This is a genomic window from Chryseobacterium bernardetii (genome assembly GCF_003815975.1).
GTDB lineage: Bacteria > Bacteroidota > Bacteroidia > Flavobacteriales > Weeksellaceae > Chryseobacterium > Chryseobacterium bernardetii.
On record NZ_CP033932.1, the window covers coordinates 4,122,019 to 4,142,953 of the forward strand.

Annotated in this window: 19 protein-coding genes; 2 read left to right on the plus strand and 17 right to left on the minus strand. The window is 35.4% G+C overall.

Annotated features, from left to right (window positions below; translation table 11 throughout):
• Positions 1 to 17: 17 nt before the first annotated feature.
• The gene (locus tag EG339_RS18745; protein WP_115925850.1) at positions 18 to 458 is read right to left on the minus strand and encodes a GPW/gp25 family protein; all 441 of its coding nucleotides are present in this window, start codon (positions 456 to 458) and stop codon (positions 18 to 20) included.
• Between the two features lie 162 nt (positions 459 to 620).
• The gene (locus tag EG339_RS18750; protein ID WP_123871441.1) at positions 621 to 2,033 is read right to left on the minus strand and encodes an APC family permease; all 1,413 of its coding nucleotides are present in this window, start codon (positions 2,031 to 2,033) and stop codon (positions 621 to 623) included.
• A 142-nt stretch (positions 2,034 to 2,175) separates the two neighbouring features.
• Between EG339_RS18750 and EG339_RS18755 the strand changes: the two genes are divergently transcribed.
• Entirely contained in the window at positions 2,176 to 2,691 is a 516-nt protein-coding gene (locus tag EG339_RS18755; RefSeq protein WP_123871442.1) for a DUF4920 domain-containing protein, read from the plus strand.
• Between the two features lie 204 nt (positions 2,692 to 2,895).
• Here the strand turns inward: EG339_RS18755 and EG339_RS18760 are convergent, their stop codons facing one another.
• Positions 2,896 to 4,005, minus strand: coding sequence for a M14 family zinc carboxypeptidase (locus EG339_RS18760; RefSeq protein ID WP_123871443.1), 1,110 nt, complete (start codon positions 4,003 to 4,005; stop codon positions 2,896 to 2,898).
• Positions 4,006 to 4,976: 971 nt separating this feature from the next.
• On the opposite strand from EG339_RS18760, the gene EG339_RS18765 reads away from it, so the two are divergent.
• Entirely contained in the window at positions 4,977 to 5,513 is a 537-nt protein-coding gene (locus EG339_RS18765) for a helix-turn-helix transcriptional regulator (RefSeq protein ID WP_123871444.1), read from the plus strand.
• Between the two features lie 598 nt (positions 5,514 to 6,111).
• Here the strand turns inward: EG339_RS18765 and EG339_RS18770 are convergent.
• The 14 genes from EG339_RS18770 to EG339_RS18835 form a co-directional block, all read right to left on the minus strand.
• Complete coding sequence (locus EG339_RS18770) at positions 6,112 to 7,281, minus strand: proline dehydrogenase family protein (protein ID WP_123871445.1); 1,170 nt, start codon at positions 7,279 to 7,281, stop codon at positions 6,112 to 6,114.
• Positions 7,282 to 7,345: 64 nt separating this feature from the next.
• Entirely contained in the window at positions 7,346 to 8,275 is a 930-nt protein-coding gene (locus EG339_RS18775; RefSeq protein WP_123871446.1) for a UbiA family prenyltransferase, read from the minus strand.
• A gap of 11 nt (positions 8,276 to 8,286) precedes the next feature.
• Entirely contained in the window at positions 8,287 to 9,213 is a 927-nt protein-coding gene (locus EG339_RS18780; protein ID WP_123871447.1) for a mevalonate kinase family protein, read from the minus strand.
• A gap of 233 nt (positions 9,214 to 9,446) precedes the next feature.
• A complete protein-coding gene (locus EG339_RS18785; protein ID WP_066700402.1) occupies positions 9,447 to 10,937 on the minus strand; it encodes an MFS transporter in 1,491 nt (496 codons plus the stop codon).
• A 106-nt stretch (positions 10,938 to 11,043) separates the two neighbouring features.
• Positions 11,044 to 12,222 (minus strand): acetyl-CoA C-acyltransferase, encoded by a 1,179-nt coding sequence (locus tag EG339_RS18790; RefSeq protein WP_123871448.1) that lies wholly within the window; start codon positions 12,220 to 12,222, stop codon positions 11,044 to 11,046.
• Positions 12,223 to 12,279: 57 nt separating this feature from the next.
• Positions 12,280 to 12,690: a hypothetical protein gene (locus EG339_RS18795; protein ID WP_123871449.1), complete on the minus strand. Its 411-nt coding sequence runs from the start codon at positions 12,688 to 12,690 to the stop codon at positions 12,280 to 12,282.
• 1 nt (position 12,691) lies between these two features.
• Positions 12,692 to 13,096 (minus strand): hypothetical protein, encoded by a 405-nt coding sequence (locus EG339_RS18800; protein WP_123871450.1) that lies wholly within the window; start codon positions 13,094 to 13,096, stop codon positions 12,692 to 12,694.
• A gap of 295 nt (positions 13,097 to 13,391) precedes the next feature.
• On the minus strand, positions 13,392 to 14,774 hold the full coding sequence (locus tag EG339_RS18805) for a nucleoside permease (protein ID WP_123871451.1): 1,383 nt from the start codon (positions 14,772 to 14,774) through the stop codon (positions 13,392 to 13,394).
• Positions 14,775 to 14,794: 20 nt separating this feature from the next.
• A complete protein-coding gene (locus tag EG339_RS18810; protein WP_123871452.1) occupies positions 14,795 to 15,394 on the minus strand; it encodes a bifunctional nuclease family protein in 600 nt (199 codons plus the stop codon).
• Between the two features lie 190 nt (positions 15,395 to 15,584).
• The gene (locus EG339_RS18815) at positions 15,585 to 16,532 is read right to left on the minus strand and encodes an electron transfer flavoprotein subunit alpha/FixB family protein (RefSeq protein ID WP_123871453.1); all 948 of its coding nucleotides are present in this window, start codon (positions 16,530 to 16,532) and stop codon (positions 15,585 to 15,587) included.
• A gap of 41 nt (positions 16,533 to 16,573) precedes the next feature.
• Entirely contained in the window at positions 16,574 to 17,320 is a 747-nt protein-coding gene (locus tag EG339_RS18820; RefSeq protein ID WP_065398045.1) for an electron transfer flavoprotein subunit beta/FixA family protein, read from the minus strand.
• A 199-nt stretch (positions 17,321 to 17,519) separates the two neighbouring features.
• Positions 17,520 to 18,227 (minus strand): SDR family oxidoreductase, encoded by a 708-nt coding sequence (locus EG339_RS18825; RefSeq protein ID WP_123871454.1) that lies wholly within the window; start codon positions 18,225 to 18,227, stop codon positions 17,520 to 17,522.
• Between the two features lie 79 nt (positions 18,228 to 18,306).
• Positions 18,307 to 19,224 carry a T9SS type A sorting domain-containing protein gene (locus tag EG339_RS18830; protein WP_123871455.1) on the minus strand — a complete coding sequence of 306 codons (918 nt, stop codon included), beginning with the start codon at positions 19,222 to 19,224 and terminating at the stop codon, positions 18,307 to 18,309.
• A 261-nt stretch (positions 19,225 to 19,485) separates the two neighbouring features.
• Complete coding sequence (locus tag EG339_RS18835; protein ID WP_123871456.1) at positions 19,486 to 20,865, minus strand: dipeptidase; 1,380 nt, start codon at positions 20,863 to 20,865, stop codon at positions 19,486 to 19,488.
• Positions 20,866 to 20,935 lie beyond the last annotated feature (70 nt).

Sequence of the window (20,935 nt, forward strand, 5' to 3'; positions counted from 1 at the left end):
TTTCGCTGTTAAAAATATTAATCAATAGACATTGGGCTCAGGAACAGTTCTGTTGAAAAGCTGAAACGTTCTCCTGTTTCCTCCATTTTGGCATTGATGGCAATTCTTACTTTCTTTTTGATTTCAGTGTGTTCTTTGGTATCGTAACTGTGTTCTACAAATTGGATATGGGCGTCGATCTGTGGCTGTACAATTCTTGGTTCATATTCCTGGATCTGTCTTCTGAGGCTTTTAATAAAAACATTTTCCCAGATAGCACTGGTCACCCCATTATCGAATTCCAGGTTCCAAACATCATTTCCGTAGTTTTCATCGTATCTGTTCTCTCCTTTTTTAGTAGTGATCAGGAGCATGATATTGTGTGCAATACTTTCTCCCATATCACAGGTATCGATACTTCCCCCTTCTGTCATTAGTGTAGACGGTACAAAGGGCATTCTGTAATTTGGTGTATCCATAACTTCTTGTTTTTTACTTCATGGTTCCGTTTTCATAAAAACGAAATACCAAAATACACATTTTCGTTAAATAATAACCACAATAAATTAAAATTTTATTTAAAATAAAGGGCCTTCAAATTGAATTGAGAGCCCTAAAACCATTATCTGCATTATATTACTTTATTGATCTTCTTTTCTCCTGTTGATGAAATAGTAGACCGGAAGTCCCAATAATACCAGTAAAAATCCCGGCCATGTATATTGCTGCTTATATATTAATAAAAGGATACAGAAAACAGTTCCTATCACCAGGTAAATAATTGGAGTTACCGGATACAGCCATGTTTTGTAAGGTCTTTCCAAACCAGGCTGCTTAATTCTCAGATAGATAACCCCGAAAACAGTGATCATATAGAACAGAACGATCACAAACGAGATCATATCCAAAAGGTTTCCGTACTGACCGCTCAGACATAATAAAGAGGCCCAGATTCCCTGCATCCACAATGCATTTTCAGGGACTTCATTTTTGTTGTTTTTTTCTGCGGATTTAAAGAACATTCTGTCTTTTGCCATGGTTTGGAAAACTCTTGCTCCTGCTAAGATCAGCCCGTTATCACATCCGAAGGTTGAAATCATCACCAGTAAAGCAATAATAATAGTTCCTGCACTACCAAAAATATTTTGCGAGGCTGCTACAGCTACTCTATCGTTGGCAGCAAAGGCAATACTGTCTCTGTCCAATGCATTTAAATACACGAAATTAACCGCTATATATAAGATCATTACGGCAGACGTTCCATAAATCATTGATTTTACAACATTTTTCTTTGGATTCTCAATTTCACCTGAGACAAACGTTACACTTTCCCAGGCTACGGAACTGAAGACCGACCCTACCATTGCAGCAGCAATACCGCCCATTAATGTCATTCCGCTAATTGGTTCCCAGCCTTCTTTCAGGAAGTTTCCGCTCAGATCTTTTTTCAGATTACTAAAAGAATCCATTCCCAGGCTGAAATTTTCAGAGAGATGGGAGAAATCAACCAAAATAAATCCTGCAGCAATAAGCCCTAATAATGCTATGATTTTAGATCCTGTAAAAATATTCTGCAAAAACTTTCCACTTTCAACGCCTCTTGTATTGATATAGGTAAGCAGGAGAATAATTGCAATAGCTAAAATTTGTATCCATGTAATTTTAAACTCCCCACTCTGGAAAATGGGTGCAGCATCATTAAGTGAAGGTATAAGATAAGCTGTAAATTTACCGAAAGCCATTGCTACAGCAGCAATTGTTCCGGTTTGTATCACAGTAAAGAGCCCCCAGCCGTAAAGAAACCCCATTTTCCTGCCAAAGATCTCCTTAAGATATGTGTATTGCCCACCAGCCTTTGGAAATAAAGCGGAAAGCTCACCATAACTTATTGCGGCGGCAACCGTCATGATTCCCGTTATGATCCAGACCACAATAAGCCAGTAACCAGAGCCCAGATTTCGCATCATATCAGCGCTTACAATAAAGATTCCGCTTCCAATCATTGATCCCATTACAAGCATAATGGCATCCCATAGTTTCAGTTTTTTATGCATAGTCAAGTATAGGGGTCAAATATAAACAAATCTATCTTTCATTTCGAATTTTATTAAGATTTTACATAAGTATCCGGTTATTATCAATTTTTATCAATTTATGATTCAATATTAATTAGTATTTTTGGAAAAAATATTAAACATGAAATTTAAAGCTATTCTATTTGCAGTGGCTATAAGTGCTTCTACACTGGCATTTGCTCAAGAAACATCACAAAAGAAATTTTCACCACCGGCAGGAAATGCTTTGGTAGGCGACATTTATGGGGCGGGAGTTACTGCCAATACAGAATCGAAAGCTATTACAGTAGACAAACTGGGGAAAAAGCTGAAAAAAGAAAATAAAAAGCTGGAAAATGTAGCCATCAAAGGAAAGGTAGCTGATGTTTGTGAGAAAAAGGGATGCTGGCTGACTATTCAGACTGATGACAACTCACAGTTTTTTGTAAAAATGAAAGACTATGCCTTCTTTGTTCCAACCGCTTTAAAAGGTAAAAATGTAGTTCTGGAAGGAAATGCTGAAAGAAAAGTAATCTCCGTAGATGAACAGAAGCATTATGCTGAAGATGCTAAAAAACCTCAATCTGAGATTGATGCTATTACACAGCCTAAGGAAGAAATCAGATTCCTGGCAAGTGGAATCAAAGTAGTAAACTAAGATTTTTCAAGCTTCAATAAAATTTTAAAATCTCTCGCAGATTTTGCAGATTACGCAAATTTTAAAAATTAAGGAAAAGACAATTTACCATTTATCATTTCCTAGTTTCTAAAACTAAAATTTTCTACTTTTATTACTCGTTTGATTTTTCTTGTGGAAATACATAAATAACAATTTCGGCAACCCGTTGGGTTGCCGAAATTGTTAATCTTCTATTGTAAAATCCACTACTGAGTCCAGCTTCGGATATTTATTAACAGAAATAAATTTCTTTCCTGTACAATCTACTTCCAGCCATCCTTTTCTTTTTTTCACATCCCCTGCTTCCATCACAAAAGGAATGAAAGAAATCTCATCTTTTCCATCCTCTTTCATTTCTCTATACTGAACAGCAATGTCCAAGATACATTCATGGTTTGTATTCAATCTTACATTTCTATAGATAATATCGTAATGGGTTTCCTTGTTTTCCGGAATCTGCAGATAAGTTTCCCATCCTGTAATATCTGAGTTCAATTCACTGATTGCTTTCAATGCATAATATAAAGCAATTGTATAATATTTTCTGGTTCCTTTTCTTGTGTAGTCATCTACAAAATGTCCACCTTCAAATAATATTGTAGGCATTCCTGCTTTTATAAAATTGTCACCGGTAGAAGTCGGATAAAATTCATCAGAATATCTACCAATCTGGTTAGGGATCATTTCTTTTAAATGAGTATAAACACTTCCGATTACAGCCATACATTTTTTCCTGTTTTCCGTAATGGTACGTTCTACATTTTCAGAAGGCGCCAGAAAAGAAAGAGTAGCCGGATGAATACCATCTGTAGTAAAAATGGTTCTCTGCTCATGAAGATTTAATGCATAATCATATTTCTTAGAAGCTGCTGCTTTTTTCAGAAACTTAATCTCTTTACTTGCTTCATTATGAAAATCACGGTTAAGGTCAATATCTGATGCATTCAGCCTTGTCCATCTTTCAGATCCGTCAGGGTTAAGCATAAAGATAAAGTCCAGTCTGATTTTACTGAATAAATCTTCCTTCATCCCGGGAGCTTTATCAAGACTTGTCAAAAGATCAAGCATGGCATGTGTGGCATTGGATTCATTTCCGTGCATTTGTGACCAGGCCAATACCTGGATGTTTCCGGTTCCGATGCTTAACTGGTAAATAGGCTTCTCTAAATAGGATGTACCGATCTCCTGAATATAATCGCTGAGATTCGTCTGTAGGTAAGAAAATAATTTTTCAGGGGAAATATAGCGATTTGAGAAATCGGGAGTTGGAGAATAGATATGTTCAAAATTCATTGCTGGAAAATAATTTACTGGAATCAAATTTAGCCATTTTAAAGCATACAATAAGCAATAACATTTGTAAACAGCATGAAAACAGGAAAATTTAAAGGAATTTTTGTAAACAGAACGTGGTTTACAAAAGTTAAATGATGCATTTTACTTCCCTTTAATGCATTAACATAAGTAACATTGTTAAACAGGCACTATTGACAAAATGTCTGTTGATAAAATTGTGGATTGCGAATAATTTAATAGTTAATAATTAATATGTTTAATTTCAAACAGTTATGAAATTTATCTAAATACTATTTTTAAGAATACTTGAAGTAGATAAATGATTATTTTAGGCCAAATGGGTATGTATTTTTTAAACAAATAAAATGTGGAGAACATAGTAATAAACATCATTATACAAATGTAAAATACAAAAAATTAGTCCAACCCATCAAAAATTGCAATAAACTTAGCGCTTAAAAGGATACCGAAAGTTAGCTAGAACTAATTTTATTTATTTAGGAAAGTTTACTCTTAAAATCTATCTAAAAAACTAAAAATAAAGCACGTTTACAGAAGTAATTTACAGTTATAAATTAGTGTTGATGTCTATTATATAGTATTATAAGCTATATTATGGCATTTTACTCGCGAATGGTATAAATATTATTGATTAACATTGTAAATAGAATAAAATAGAGAATAAGTCATCTAAAATAGCCTTTAAAAGAGTTAAAATTTACATTATTAACCCATTTTTGAAGTTCATTTAACAGAAAAACATTCCTAAGACTAGATCTTATTCTTGATATAATATATTGGTCACAATAATAACTAACATTTGTAATTTAACCGTAAAATACTATAAAACAACTAATTGAAATTTATTTACATTTGTATATTCATATTTTTTAAGTTTATTTACATTTGTATTTTGCTTTTGTAAATTATAAAGATTACATTTGTAACATAATTAAAGGCTTATTTTTATGAGTTTAAATGAAAGAATTTCAAAAGTTATAGAGTACTCCCGACTTACCCCATCTGAATTTGCAGATGAGATTGATGTGCAGCGCTCCTCAATTTCGCATATTACATCCGGAAGAAATAAACCATCATTAGAGTTTATCATAAAAATAAAATCCCGTTTCCCTGAGCTTCTTTGGGATTGGCTGGTTACGGGTGAAGGCGAAATGCTGAAGCCGGAGTTACCGGAAACAAAAGTACAGGAAGAACAGCCTGAAGAAGATCAGGTTAGAACCACACCTCTACCCGACCTTTTTACTATGATAAATGAAGATGATGAATTCGGGGCCGATGAAGCAGAACCTGAGCTTCCTGTGGCATCTCCTGGAGAATCGGTTATACCGGCCCAAGATAAGGCTTCAGAAAAAATATCGGATTCTCAGCGATTAGGAAATTCACCTGAAGAAATTTTAAGCCAAGTTATTGGAAATCAAACCAATAAAATAAAACGTATTGTTCTGTTCTACGAAAACGGAAAATTTGAAAGTTTTGAACCGTAAATCTTATCAGTTATATCAATAACAAAAAATTTACTCAGAAATATATTCAGAAGTAAAAACAAAAACTCTTATAAGTAATCTTAATTTGATACAAAGTTATTAGCAATGGCAAAGGTCAAATACTAAAAGTAAAATTATTAAAAACCTGACCAAGAAAAGGTCAGGCTAAAAAATATTTGAAGAAGAAAACTAAAGCTATTTGCTTTATTTATTTTTTAAAATTTGACATTTCCTGAGATACATTTTAATCTCTTTTACTTATTGAATTACTGTATCCGGGAATTTTGAAGAATCGGTCTTTGAAGGCTCTTTCAGACAAAAGAATCTGTCACATAATAATGGAGCCGTACCAGTTTTTTTCATGCATTAGTTTTTTAATCACTTTATCAAATATAAAAATTAAAAATCAAATCTGCAATAAAAATTAGATTATTTTAACGTATAATTAATATTAAACACCAATATGTTTTTATTTACTAATTCCAGAAATTCTAATCAACTTATAAAATATTTAATAAATAAGGTGTTTTATTAAAATAACTCAAATAAAAAGGCCTGCATATTCTGCGCAGGCCTTCCTTTGTTTTAGCAACAATTATTATTGTTTTTTTCTTCTTTCCAGCTCTTTTTTGATCAGTCCAAGTTCTCTTCCGGTCTGGCCGGCAACAGAGGTGTTTTCCTGGGCTCTTCTTGTAAGATAGGGCACAACATCCTTTACAGGCCCATATGGAAGATATTTAGCCACGTTATAGCCTTTATCAGACAAGTAGAAGGTGATATTATCACTCATTCCGTAAAGTTGTCCGAAATAAACGTGTGGGTTTCCGTTTTCTAAAGATTTGGACTTCATTTTATCCATAATCAGTTCGGAAGAAATCTCATTGTGTGTCCCAAAGAATGCAGACACTTTATCCAGGTGATTCATTACAAAGTCAATTCCCGCATTATAGTTCTTATCAGAAGCTTCTTTGGTAGGCTGAATCGGGTCTGCATATCCTTTTTCTGCCGCTCTGGCTCTCTCCTTCTCCATATAAGCTCCACGAACGATCTTATACCCGATAAAATAATTCTTTTCTCTTGCTCTCTGAAGGTGTGCTTCCATATATTCCAGCCTTCCTGTTCTGTACATCTGGATTGTGTTCCAAACAATAGGTTTCTCCTGGTTATATTTCTCCATCATTTCTTCACAAAGCTGGTCTGCAGAATCCTGCATCCAGGTTTCCTCTGCATCTACCATCACTTTTTTATCATTTTCATGACAAAGTGCACATACTTCATCAAATCTTCTTACCACTCTTTCCCATTCTTCTTTTTGGCTGGTAGTAAGCTCTGCTCCTTTTCCAACGGCTTCATAAAGATCAATTCTTCCGAATGCGGTAGGTTTAAATACAATAAAAGGAATCGCCGGGTTTCCTACTGAAAATCTTACGATATCTTTGATTTCCTTGCATACTGCATCAAAAGTTTCTTCATCTTCTTTCCCCTCAATGGAATAATCGAAAATACTTCCAACTCCTCTCCTGAAAAGCTGTTTTACTACCTTCATACTTTCCTCGCGGGTTTCTCCGCCACAGAACTGCTCAAACAAAGTGTTTTTTACAATTCCGGTAACAAACGGAAAGTTGTTGTGTACTGTAAAATTCAGAACGGATGTTCCAAGGCTGGTAAGAGCGGGCTGTTCAATCATTTTAAACATCCAGTAAGCCTTTCTCAACTGTGCATCTGTCTTGTCTGCAAATGCAACTTTAGTATCATTAAAAATGGGCATTCCTATTTATTAAATTTAGTTACGCAAAGGTAATAATAACCTGAGTTTATTTAAAGAATTTTTATTATAATTTGTGTTCAATTCCGTTTAAAAGCATTGCTATAATTCCTACAAAAACCCATAATCGTAATATATTAAGTGTAAGGAAGTTGCTTTTTCGGGTGGAATTTAAAAAGAGGTAAATACAAAGAATCATCACAAAAAGACCTCCTGCAAAATAATAAGCCATAAATCCTGTAACCCCGGTTTTCATAATAATTTTCATAGAAACTGCCATCGTTATGAGCAGTAAAGAGATAAGGATAATCTTCGTATTTCTGCTTTTAAAATAATTGGGAATGGTAGTGTAACCAAATGCTTTATCTACACTTCTGGTAAGGGTATCTTTTACAATATCTATGCATAAAAGAATCAGGAAAAGAAAAACAGCCATCAGAAAAACCTTCTTAGAAAAGGTCTCATAATAAACCATCATCCCAAAGAAAGGATATAAAGTGAGGCTTACAAAAGTGAGATTATTCAGAATTAAAATCCTGCTTAGCTTATGACTGTACAGCCACATAAAAAACTGATACACTACAAAAAAGATGAAAACATTGTGTGAGATCATCCAGGCTACTCCTAACGAAATTGCACTAAGCCCCAAATAGGCATATAGGAAATACTTCTGCTTAATGAAGCTTTGAATTCTGGTTCTGAAGGGTTTTACAATATGGTCTTTCTCCAGATCATAGAACTGATTGATGATTCCACCTGCTAAAATCGTAAGGACGGTACAGAAAATAATACCGTGTACTTTGAAATCAAAGACAAAATTTCTGAAGGATTCTTCCTGATTAAAAAGAAAAAATGTAGAAACGTAAAGGGCAAATGTAAGAAGGGCAGCTACAAAAAAACGTGCTCCAAGCAAAAAGCCCACGAATTGTGAAAATCTGTAATATAGAGATTTTGAGATATATTTTTTGGATTGGAAAGTTTCTTTTTCAGAATTCATTTCCAACCTGTTTAAAATCTGTAAATCACTTCTTTTTGGAAGCCATCAAGCATTTTTTCTGCTTTTTCATAGTCCTGGGTAAAGCCTAAAATATAGCCTCCACCACCGCTTCCGCAGAGTTTCAGGTAATAAGCATTGGAATCCAGTCCTTTTTTCCAGATATTAAAAATACTTTCAGGAATCATGGGACGGAAATGTTCATATGCCCAGTGAGAAAGCTTTTTCAGGTTTCTGAAGAAAGGATTCATATCTTTTTTAAGGAATGCTTCTATACAGGCGTTGTTGTAGCGGATAAATTCTTCTTTCAGCGTTTTACGGAACCCTTCTGCCTTCATTTTTTCAAAGAAAATCTGAATCATAGGCCCTGTTTCTCCTGTAATTCCGGAATCAATAAGGAAAATAGCTCCTTTTCCTTCCTGTCCTTCAGGGATTGATACTCTGTCTAAATTTTCTTTATTTTCAATAAGGATAGGCAGGTTCATATAGCAAATCAATGGATCCATTCCTGAACTTTTTCCGTGGAAATAGCTCTCCATTTCACCAAAAACAGCCTTTAATTTTTTAAGATTTTCCTTAGATATGTTGTCCGGATTCAGTTTGCTGATTGAATATTTTTCAAAAATAGCAGCTACCAAAGCGCCTGAGCTTCCTACTCCATATCCCTGTGGAATATTAGAATCGAAGAAAAGCCCGTTGGCGATATCTTTTTTGAAACTTTCAATATCCAATGTAAAGTCATCTGAAAGATCAAGCGTTGTAAGAAATTCTGAATATTTCTGCAGATGCCTGTTTGAATTAAGCTCAAATTCTGAAGCCAGGTCTGAAAATTTTAAGGTTCCTTTGTAGAAGCTGTAAGGTACAACAAGCCCCTGGGAATCTTCAATCATTCCATATTCTCCAAACAGGATTATTTTTGCATAAAATAAAGGGTTGGTCATATTGACAATAAATCTTTTTGCAAAGTTAAAAATTATTCCGCTGAATATAAGCAAAACCCGGACCGAATTATCATTTTTCTGGTTCTGCTTTACTTAAACTCTATATAAATATACAAAAAATCCACCAAATTCAGGAAGTTTCTGTATTAATTTATAGTTTAGCCATTGTGTGGACAGAAATTAATATTAAGTTAAAAAATAAAAAAAGACGTTAAAATAACGTCTTTTAATTTTTATAGTGTTTCTCTGTCTTTTCTCATTTTAACCTTCAGGAACCGGATCAATATCAATCCTGCGCCAAAGAATAATGTCATAGACAAGGCTGCAATCCGCATATTATTAAAGTGCTCAATTAATGTTGCAAAGATAAATGTACCAATAATGATCGCTATCTTTTCCAATACATCATAAAAACTGAAATAGGTGGTGTTTTCCATAGAGTTTTCAGGAAGTAGTTTTGAATAAGTGGATCTTGACATGGCCTGAAGACCTCCCATTACCAATCCCACTACTGCTGCTACTCCATAGAACTGATATTCTACTGTCGGATTTTCCTTGTTCAGGAAATAGGCCCAAATACAGGCAACGATCCATAAGAAGATAGCAATAGAAATAACGTTTCTGTTTCCAATCCTTTTGGATAACCTTGAGAAGATCACGGCTCCTATAATGGCCTCAATCTGGATTACTAAAAGCGTTCCGATCAGTTTATCCTGTGCGAGGTTAATTTCACTTTTTCCAAATAAGGTGGCCATAAGGAAAATAGTCTGCATTCCCACACTGTAAAAGAAGAAACTGGATAAGAAGAATTTCAGGTTTCTGTCCTTGAAAAGTTCACCGCCTACTTTATACAGTTCGTGGAAGCTTTCTTTGGCAATATCCTTGTAAAAACTCATGTTATCCTTTAATACTTCAAAGAACCCACCCTGCTCTTCATGTTTTTTGAAGATATTCTTATAGTTTAATAATACAAGATCTTTAGGAAGCTTGTCTTTCACATCTCCAAACTGAGGAAGGTGCTTGAAGGTATATTGGGAGAACCCAAACCACCACGCTCCTGTCAGCAGGAAGCTTATTCTTGTAAATAGTAATTGCTGTGCTGCTCCTTTAGCAAAAACCTGAATCAGTACTAAACAGATTACCACCAATACAACGGAACCAATGTATCCATAAACATATCCTCTTGCAGAAAGTGCATCCTGCCTGTCCGGTGTTGCAATATCCGGAAGGAAGGAATTATAAAACACCAAACTTCCCCAGAAACCTACACTCGCTGTAATACTGAATAAGAGTCCCAAAAATACATTATGCATTCCTGTAAACATCGCTAATCCCATACAGGATGTTGCCCCAAGATAACAGAAAAACTGCAGGAATGATTTTTTATTTCCGATGGTATCCGCCAGCGAGGATAAAAACGGAGACAATAATACTACAATAAAGAAAGAGATGGTTAATGAATATCCGTACACTGCATCCGGCTGGTATTCGTTCCCGAAAATTTTGATGGCATGTCTTACCGGGACATCAATCCATTTTTTGGTTTCCGTCACATATTCTTTTTTCTCGTACGCAGTGGTAAGAATAGAGTAATAAATGGGAAAAATAGTGGAAGTAATAACCAGGGAATACACAGAGTTGGCCCAGTCATATACCGCCCAGGCTTTCATAATCTTCGGATTATTCTTTATGTTGTTGGGCTGTCGATTCTCAGTTTCAGACATTTCAAATAAATATTAGTAGCACAAAAATAAAAAAACCATTAAGAAATGGATAAGATTTTAAAAAAATTATCAATTCCTTAATGGCAATATACTCTGAAACAGAATATTAGATATTTTCAATCACAATTGCAGAAGCTCCGCCACCACCGTTGCAGATAGCTGCTGCGCCGTATTTTGCATTATTTTGCTTCAATACGTTAATTAATGTGACAATAATTCTTGATCCTGAACTTCCAAGTGGATGCCCTAATGCTACTGCACCTCCGTTTACGTTTACTTTAGATGCATCTAATCCTAAGATTTTGTTATTAGCAAGACCTACTACCGAGAAAGCTTCATTAAACTCGAAGAAATCGATATCAGATATTTCCAGTCCTGCTTTTTTAAGAGCAATAGGTAAAGCTTTAGCCGGAGCTGTTGTAAAGTTTTCAGGCTCCTGAGCTGCATCAGCATAAGAAACGATCTTTGCTAATGGTTTTAATCCTAATTCTTCCATTTTTTCTTTAGAAACGAGGATTAATGCAGATGCCCCATCATTCAATGTGGAAGCATTGGCAGCTGTTACTGTTCCTTCTTCTTTTTTGAAAACGGTAGGAAGAGTTGTAATTCTGTCGAAGTTTACAGCTTTGTACTCTTCATCTTCAGCAAAGATAACAGGCTCTCCTTTTCTTTGAGGGATGGAAACCGGTACGATTTCGTCATTGAATTTCCCTTCGCTCCAGGCTTTTGCAGATCTCTTATAAGATTCTATAGCAAAATTATCCTGATCTTCTCTTGAAATGTTATAATCAACAGCGCATTTTTCTGCACATACTCCCATATGTACTTTGTTGTATACGTCTGTAAGCCCATCCAACACCATTCCGTCCTGCATTTTGATATCGCCCAGCTTTGTGGCTACTCTTGCATTATAATAGTGAGGAACCAAAGACATATTTTCCATACCTCCTGCAACAATTACTTCTGCATCTCCAGCTTTAATTGCCTGTGCTGCCATTGTTACAGCCTTCATCCCTGAAGCACATACTTTATTTACTGTAGTGGAAGGGGTATTCACAGAAAGACCTGCTCCTAATGCTACCTGACGAGCCGGCGCCTGGCCTTCTCCTGCCTGCAGCACATTTCCCATATAAATCTCCTGAACGTTAGCAGGATCTAAACCAATTTTATCTAATGCTCCTTTTACAGCAGTAGCTCCCAGTTTAGTAGCCGGAACTGTTGACAAACTTCCCATAAAACTCCCCATAGGTGTTCTTACTGCGGAAACAATGAATACTTCTTTCATGTATATAATTTTTATTTTAGCGAAAACGAAGCCTAAACTTCATCTTTATCATTAAACTTATTTAACTTTTATGTATACCACATCAAATTGAGAGCCTTCAATCTTTATATTGATCTTTAAAAGATTATCCTGAGTGGCTATCACTTTATTATTGAAAACATCTCCAATCTGTGCAGGATCATTTTTATCTGACTTTTCCATAACAATTGACTTATAGTTACAGTCATCAATAAAAACCAGGGTAGATTTTATATAATCTTTTCCATTATTAAAATATTCAGTCTGAATATTACCTTTAATAGTCATATGCCAGATGGATTCAGGATAATTAGCCCTTAGAAATTTACCTTCTTTTATATTGGCGCATTTTACAGGATTATCCGGTTTTTTCTGCTCTGTTTTCTGGGATTTGACCTGAACAGCCATCAACAATAATACCCCAGCTAAAGATACTTTTAAAAGGTTCATATTATATTTGAGTTCGTTGATTTACTTTTTTACTATTTCCTGCAAAAACCATTAAAAAGGCTCCTAGAAATTCTACAATCCAACCCCACTTTAACTTCACAATTCCTGCAAAAGCTTCCCTCCATGATTTAAAGGGCAAAAAGCTGAAGTAATCTAAAGACTGTAGTTTAACAGCCACCAGAGTGAATGCAAATAACAGAATAAGCAGGATTCCAAAAAACCTAACGATTTTTGCACTGTTATTGACAATTCCAAAAACGGCACATGCAGCAAAAATCCAGCATGCTATAGCCAAATAGTGGTCTAGTTTCCAATAATTCCAGTTTCCTATGATGGGTACATGTACCAAAGGCAGAAAACTTCCTACAACCACTAATAACAATCCTAATAACTGTATATTTTTCATATTTACTAAAGTGCCAAAATACAAAAAAAAACACATTTTCAAATCATCTGTTACCAAACGGGCATTTCCACTCCCTAACAATCATTAGTCACAATAAAAAACTTCCAGTATTGAATATTAATCAATAGAATAGCGATTATATTGATTAATTACAAAAACCAAATTACCGTTATGATAATTTTTGAATCCCATTTTATGCTTATGAGTAGTTTAGCTTGACGATCAAATGGTTAAAAATAAAAAATTGCACTCTCTGTAAGAAGGTGCAATTTTTTATTGTTTAATGATTTTATGATTAATGCTTCACTGAAGAAACATCTTCAGGTTTATGTTTATGTTTAAATAAAACAGCAAAAAATATTGCCAGCACTAATGAATACATCGCAAATGAAAGCCAGATCTGGTGCCAGTCTTTTACCATTACTGCAGAAGAAAGTGTTCCATCTTTATTGACAACTGCATTAAAGCTATTCTTTAAAATTTCCAGGAATGTAGGATTATCCGGCGTTGTTTCCAGATATGTTGACAATTCTGTAGCTGTTGTAAACTTGTGGGTAAAGAATTTATCAATGGCCCAACCTGCAATATAACTGCCAAAAACAGCTCCAAAGCCGTTGGTCATCATCATGAATAAACCTTGTGCTGATGAACGGATTTTTTTATCTGTAGTTGTCTCTACGAAAAGCGAGCCTGAAATATTGAAGAAATCGAAAGCCATTCCGTATACGATACATGAAAGTATAATTAAAGACAGACCAAAACCATCCGGTACGCCATATGCAAAGAAACCAAATCTTAATACCCATGCAAGCATAGACATTAACATTACTTTTTTAATACCGAATTTCTTAAGGAAAAAAGGAATTGCCAGGATAAAAAGGGTTTCAGAAACCTGGGAAATAGACATGATGATAGTAGATCTCTGTACTACGAATGAATCAGCATATTTTGGAAAATGAGCAAATTCACTTAAGAATACATCTCCATAAGCATTTGTTAACTGAAGTGCTGCTCCTAAAAGCATAGAAAACAGGAAGAACAATGCCATTTTATAATTTCCAAAAAGCTTAAAGGCATTTAATCCTAATTGTTCTGACAAAGGAGAGTTTTTATCAATTAGTTTCTGCGGTGGGCATTTTGGTAAAGTAAGGGCATAGATCCCTAAGAATATGGCTACTGCTCCACCAATATAAAACTGTCCTTCTGTTGCTTTATTACCGCTAAGGTTAGTGATCCACATGGCTACAATAAAACCGATAGTTCCCCATACACGGATTGGCGGGAAATCTTTCACTACATCCATATTATTATTCTTTAAAATAGTGTAGGAAATTGAATTGGCCAAAGCAATAGTAGGCATATAAAAACACATTGCAACAAGCATCACCGAAAAGAAGGAATTAGGATCTGCAGAGTGTGGCAAAATGAAAAGAATAGCCCCGTAAAGAATGTGTAATACTGAAAAAATTCGCTCAGCGTTTACCCAACGGTCTGCAATAATTCCAGTTATGGTTGGCATAAAAATAGAAGCAATTCCCATTGTTCCGAAAACAGCTCCAAACTGTGTTCCTTCCCAATGTTTAGTACCAAACCAGAAGTTTGCCATCGTAATCAGCCATGCTCCCCACACAAAAAACTGGAGAAAACTGAGGATGGTCAGTCGTAATTTTAAATTCATTTTTATATAAAGTATCTCTTTTAGTCAATTTTCTTTTTCCTCCTCTTGATTTCTTCCTGAATTTCAAGGGCGGTGTCATAGTCTTCTTCTTTAACGGCATCATCCAGTAGTTTCTGAAGTTCCTCCATAGAAAGGGATTTTAAGTTGTCTTCAGTTTGTACCGTTTCTGAAAACGTCTGCTCTTCTCTTGATACATCTTCCAGTTCCAATAGGATTCCGGCTTCATTCAGAACCTGTTGAGTGGTAAAGATGGGTGCATCGAATCTTACGGCCATGGCAACGGCATCAGAAGTTCTTGCATCAAGGATCAGTTCTTCATCAGTAACTTTATTTTTAAAGTTAATATTTGAAAAGAATACCCCATCTACAATCTGGTAAATGATTACAGAAACCAACTCATAATTGGCCGATACGATAAATTTTGAGAATAAGTCGTGGGTAAGAGGGCGCGGTGGATGGATATCTTTTTCCAGTCCGAGAGAGATAGATTGAGCTTCGAAATTTCCTATAACAACAGGTAATTTTATGTGTGTTTCCTCATGCTCCAGTAACAATGCGTACGCCCCCGATTGAGTCTGGCTGTACGATATTCCGCGAATAATTAGCTGCTTATAATCCATAGCTACAAATATAGATTAATTTTTTGTTGTGATTTCACTTTTTTGCACAAAAATAAAAGCCCGGAAAGCCGAGCTTTTATTTGTATGGTGAAGAATTTTGAATCGTCAATCGTCAATTTTACTTCGTAAGTGAACTTTACATTTCCCAAACACCGGTAAGCAAAACGAATCGACTATTCATCATTAAATTTTATCCTTTGATTGCTTTAATTTTCTCTGTTAACGCAGGAATAATCTGGAAGGCATCACCTACTACCCCGTAATCAGCAGATTTGAAGAAAGGTGCTTCAGCATCGTTATTAATCACTACGATAGTTTTTGAAGAGTTTACTCCGGCTAAGTGCTGAATTGCTCCTGAAATACCAACTGCAATATAAAGGTTAGGGGCAATAGCCTTTCCTGTCTGTCCTACGTGTTCTGTGTGAGGTCTCCATCCGATGTCAGAAACAGGCTTAGAACAAGCTGTAGCCGCTCCTAAAACGTTTGCTAAATCTTCAATCATTCCCCAGTTTTCAGGACCTTTCATCCCTCTACCTGCAGAAACAACAATTTCAGCTTCTTTAAGGTCCAATTTTCCAGAACTTTGCTCGTGAGAAATTACTTTAGTATCATCATTAGCTACAGATAAGTTTTTCACTTCTTCTGAACCTGATACTGCATTTTCTTTAACACCAAAAGCATTTTGAGAAACGGTAATAATTACTCCGTTTCCTTCAGCTTTTGCATGCATGAATCCTTTTCCTGAGAATGCTTTTCTCTTCACCTGGAAAGGTGAAAGACTTTCTGGAGCTTCTAATGCGTTGGTAATTAAAGAATAGTTCTTCATTACCGCTAACATTGGAGCTACTGAAGAAGCGTCTGTAGTATGAGGGAAAACGATAATATTTCCGTTTGCCACTTCGTTTACAGCCTGTGCAAATGCTTTAGCTGAGAAATTCTTAAGACCTTCGTCTTTGATGTTGATAACATTTGATGCTCCATATTTATATAATAAATCTGAAGAATCAGTAGGGTTTACAGAGATCGCTGTAACGGTATCTCCTGCTTTATCTGCAACTGCTTTAGCGTAAGAAACTGCTTCAAAAGCTGCTTTTTTGTAAACTCCGTTTATATTTTCTGCGTATACGAATACTGCCATTATTTTAAATTTAAAAATTAAAAGATTGAAAAATTTAAAGATTAGATCACTTTAGCTTCTTCATGAAGTAATCTTACCAATTCATCCAGATTGTCCGGAGAAACCATTTTCACAGCAGCTCTTGGAGGAACACTGTCATAAGATACTCCCTGAACTTTAACTTCTGAAGAGGTTGGTTCTACTACCTGCAAAGGTTTTGTTCTTGCAGACATAATTCCTCTCATATTTGGAATGATAAGGTCTTTTTCGTCTACCAATCCTTTCTGACCTGCAATAATTGCTGGTAATTTAACAGAAATAGTTTCTTTTCCCCCTTCAATTTCTCTTACTGCAGTTGCTTCGCTTCCGTTTACGTCTAATCCTACTGATGCGTTTACGAAAGGCTGGTTCAATAACTGAGCGACCATTCCTGGTACTGAACCACCATTATAATCAATAGATTCTTTTCCGCAAAGGATCAGATCATATCCTCCGTTTTGAGCTACAGCAGCAATTTCTTTTGCTGTTGAGTAGCTGTCTTTTGGATCAAGGTTTACTCTTACTGCATCATTAGCTCCAATTGCCAAAGCTTTTCTGATTACTGGTTCAGTAGCAGCATCACCTACATTGATTACTGTTACTGTTGCTCCCTGAGATTCCTGAAGTTTAACCGCTTTTGTCAACGCAAATTCATCAAGCGGATTAATTACCCACTGAATTCCGTTTTTGTCGAAAGCAGATTTATCTGCTGTAAAGTTAATTTTCGAAGTAGTATCCGGAACACTACTAATGCAAACTAATATTTTCATATGTTGTTCTTAATTTTTTTTATCTGGTCATATGTAACCTTACGGTTTCATGTGTACTATTTTATTTTTCTCTTCCAGACAGAAAATCACAGCACTTTATGTGGTGATTTTAGCTGAATTAATTTTTGCTAATATAAATAAAAAATATATTATGCATGCATAATACTTATTAAATTATTATTCAATACATTAGATGTACTTATTTCGCTGGTTTTGTTGCTCTAAACTCTATTTTACTAGGTAAAACCCTCGGGTTCATCTTTAAAATATCCAAGATCAGGTTCCCCATATCTTCCGGCTGAATCTTCCAGCTGTCTTTTTCAGAAGGTATATTTCCGTTAAAATAAGTGGCAACAGATCCCGGCATAATTACGGTAGACTTGATATTATATTTTCTCAAATCAATCATAGCGGCCTGTGTAAATCCTACAACACCGAATTTTGAAGCATTGTAACCGGTTCCGTTTTCAAAGAAATTAGCTCCCGCCAGACTTGAAATGGTAATATAATATCCTTCTGTCTTCTTCAGTTCCTCTACTGAAGCTTTTAAGGTATAAAAAACACCGGTCAGATTAGTTTCTATCATATCATTCCACTCCTGGGCAGTCAACTCATCTACGGGCTTAAATATTCCCAATCCTGCATTGCCAATCACATAATCCAGCCTACCAAATTTTTCAATGGTATTTTTTACTGCTTCTGCTTCACTTTCCAGGCTTCTCACATCAGAAACAATTCCCAGGACGTTATCAGAATACTGTTTAAGTGCTTCTTCCGCTTTCATAACGTCTTCTCTTTTTCTTCCTGAAAATGCTACTGAAATTCCATTTTCAAGCAAAATTTTTGCAATCCCGAAACCTATTCCCTTGGTTCCACCTGTTATATATGCTGTTTTATTTTCTGACATATGCTTCCAAATTTATTTCTCTAAAATAACAAAAACGCCCCAATTGGAGCGCTTTACAGATGCTAAGATTTATCAGGTATTATTTTTTGATAAACTTCCCCGTAGTTTTACCCACTTTTGTTACAATCTTAATAATATAACTTCCCGCATCAAGGTTTTTAACGTTTACCTGATTTTCATTTAAATCTGCAGACATTTTTCTTCCGCTGGTATCATATATTTCAATTTTATCTGCTTTTTCTTTGGATTTAATATAAAGAATATCTTCTACAGGGTTAGGATATACAGTGAATGTTTCAGCATTTGCCTTTGCTTCTTTTACAGAGAGCAGCAGTTCATTATTGATCTTGATATTATCAAAATAAGCGATGCCCAGCCCATTATTATGAACAAACCTCAGTTGATCCATTGCAAGAGGGCCATTAACAGCTTCTGCATAAATTAAAGTATCATTAAGATAATACCTTATATCCATAGCTGTACCTACCACTTTAAATCTGTACCATGTCCCAGGGAGCCAAAGTCCAGAGGTAGAAATTATACTCTGTACACCTGAAATTTTGCTTAAAATATTTATAATTCCTGTTTTATCAAAATCTACTCTTATAATAGTTTGTTCATTGATATTATTTACTCCCTGAAATCCAAATACGGAACCATTAAGCTGAGACATATTAATATCAAATGAAACAGAAAAATGGTTGCTGAACAGAGGGACCGCCAGGTTGTAAAATCCTCCGATAACAGGCTCTGTCTGAACCCCATAAACTGATTCCCTGACAATCTTAAGAGCACTGCTGCCATCGGTGGCATTATCTGTACTAATAGTCTGATGGATGACATTTTCTGGATTTCCTCCTGTTGGAGTGCTTATCCAGGCTCCCTGCCCGTGAATATTTCCGGCTATAAACCCTTCGTTATCTTCAAATGACACTGCCTGTTGGGCAAAGCAAAACATAGCTAACAAAGAACATGCGATTGAGTAGATTTTTTTCATTAGTTTCAAGTTTGTATTAAAAATATAAACTTTCCTTGAATAGTGAAATAACTCTACAGAAAATAAAAAGTAAAGCTTTTATTATCAATGAATTTAACTGCTTACAGGCTGTATTTTATTCTTATTCTAATTAAATCTAAAATAAAAATTTTCATAACAGTCTTTTTTAAAGTTTGTTCTTTACTTTATTACGTGTCAACAATTCATAAAAAAGGCACTTCTGAGAAGTGCCTTAAACATATATACTATGCAGTTCAATATTTATTTTGAATAGTTTTCAAAAAACAACGGAATACTTTCAATTCCTTTATAGAAATTAAATAATCCGTAGTGCTCATTTGGAGAGTGGATGGCATCAGAATCCAATCCGAATCCCATCAGTACTGATTTAGCTCCTAAAACCTTCTCAAACATGGCTGTAATCGGAATACTTCCCCCGCTTCTGTACGGTAATACTTCTTTACCAAATGCGGTTTCCATTGCTTTTTTAGCCGCTAAGAATTCCTTGGTATCGCTTTGTAATACGTAAGGCATTCCTCCGTGGTGAGGAGTTACTTTCACTTTTACTGTATCCGGAGCAATTTTTTCGAAATATTTTGTGAATTTTTCTGTTATTTCTTCAGGGGTCTGATAAGGAACCAAACGCATTGAAATTTTAGCAAAAGCCTTGGAAGGAATTACCGTTTTAGCGCCTTCGCCTGTATATCCTCCCCAAATACCATTACAGTCTAAAGTAGGACGGATAGAAGCTCTTTCTAAGGTTGTATATCCTTTTTCCCCTTCAATATTACTCAATCCGATTGACTTTTTGAATTCTTCAGGATTATCCTTCAGTTTATTCATTTCTGTTCTGTCTGCATCAGAAACGATCTCAACATTATCATAGAACCCGTCAATAGTGATATGCCCGTCCTCATCAATAAGGTTCGCAATCATTCTTGACAATACGTGAATCGGGTTTGGGACAGCTCCACCATAAAGTCCTGAATGCAGGTCTCTGTTGGGTCCTTCCACTTCTACTTCCACATAGCTTAATCCTCTTAAACCTGTTGTAACAGTTGGTTGTTCGTTGCTATAGATGTGTGTGTCTGAAATCAGAATACAATCGCAGGATAATTTTTCTTTGTTTTCATTCACAAAGTCTCCTAAGCTTACAGATCCTACTTCTTCTTCTCCTTCCAGGATAAATTTAACGTTGCAGGGAAGTGTATTGGTTCTCATCATCGCTTCAAACGCTTTCAGGTGCATGAAGAACTGTCCTTTATCATCTGCAGCTCCTCTTGCGAAGATAGCTCCATCCGGGTGAAGCTCTGTTTTCTCAATATAAGGTTCAAAAGGAGGTTTTCTCCATAATTCCAATGGATCTGCCGGCTGTACGTCATAGTGCCCGTAAACCAATACCGTTGGCAGGTTAGTGTCTATAATTTTTTCTCCGAAAACGATAGGGTAACCTTTAGTTTCACATATTTCAACATGGTCTGCTCCTGCATTTTTAAGGTGTTCTGCACATACATCTGCACACTTCAATACATCATCTTTATACGCCGGATCTGCAGAAATAGAAGGAATTCTCAATAACTCAAATAATTCATCCACGAAACGCTGCTTGTTTTCGTTGATGTAATTTAATGTCTCTTGCATTGTAAAATTTTATTTTGCTAAAATTAAAAAAAATGCACCGCTGGGCCAAGTAAAAACACAGGATTTTCTA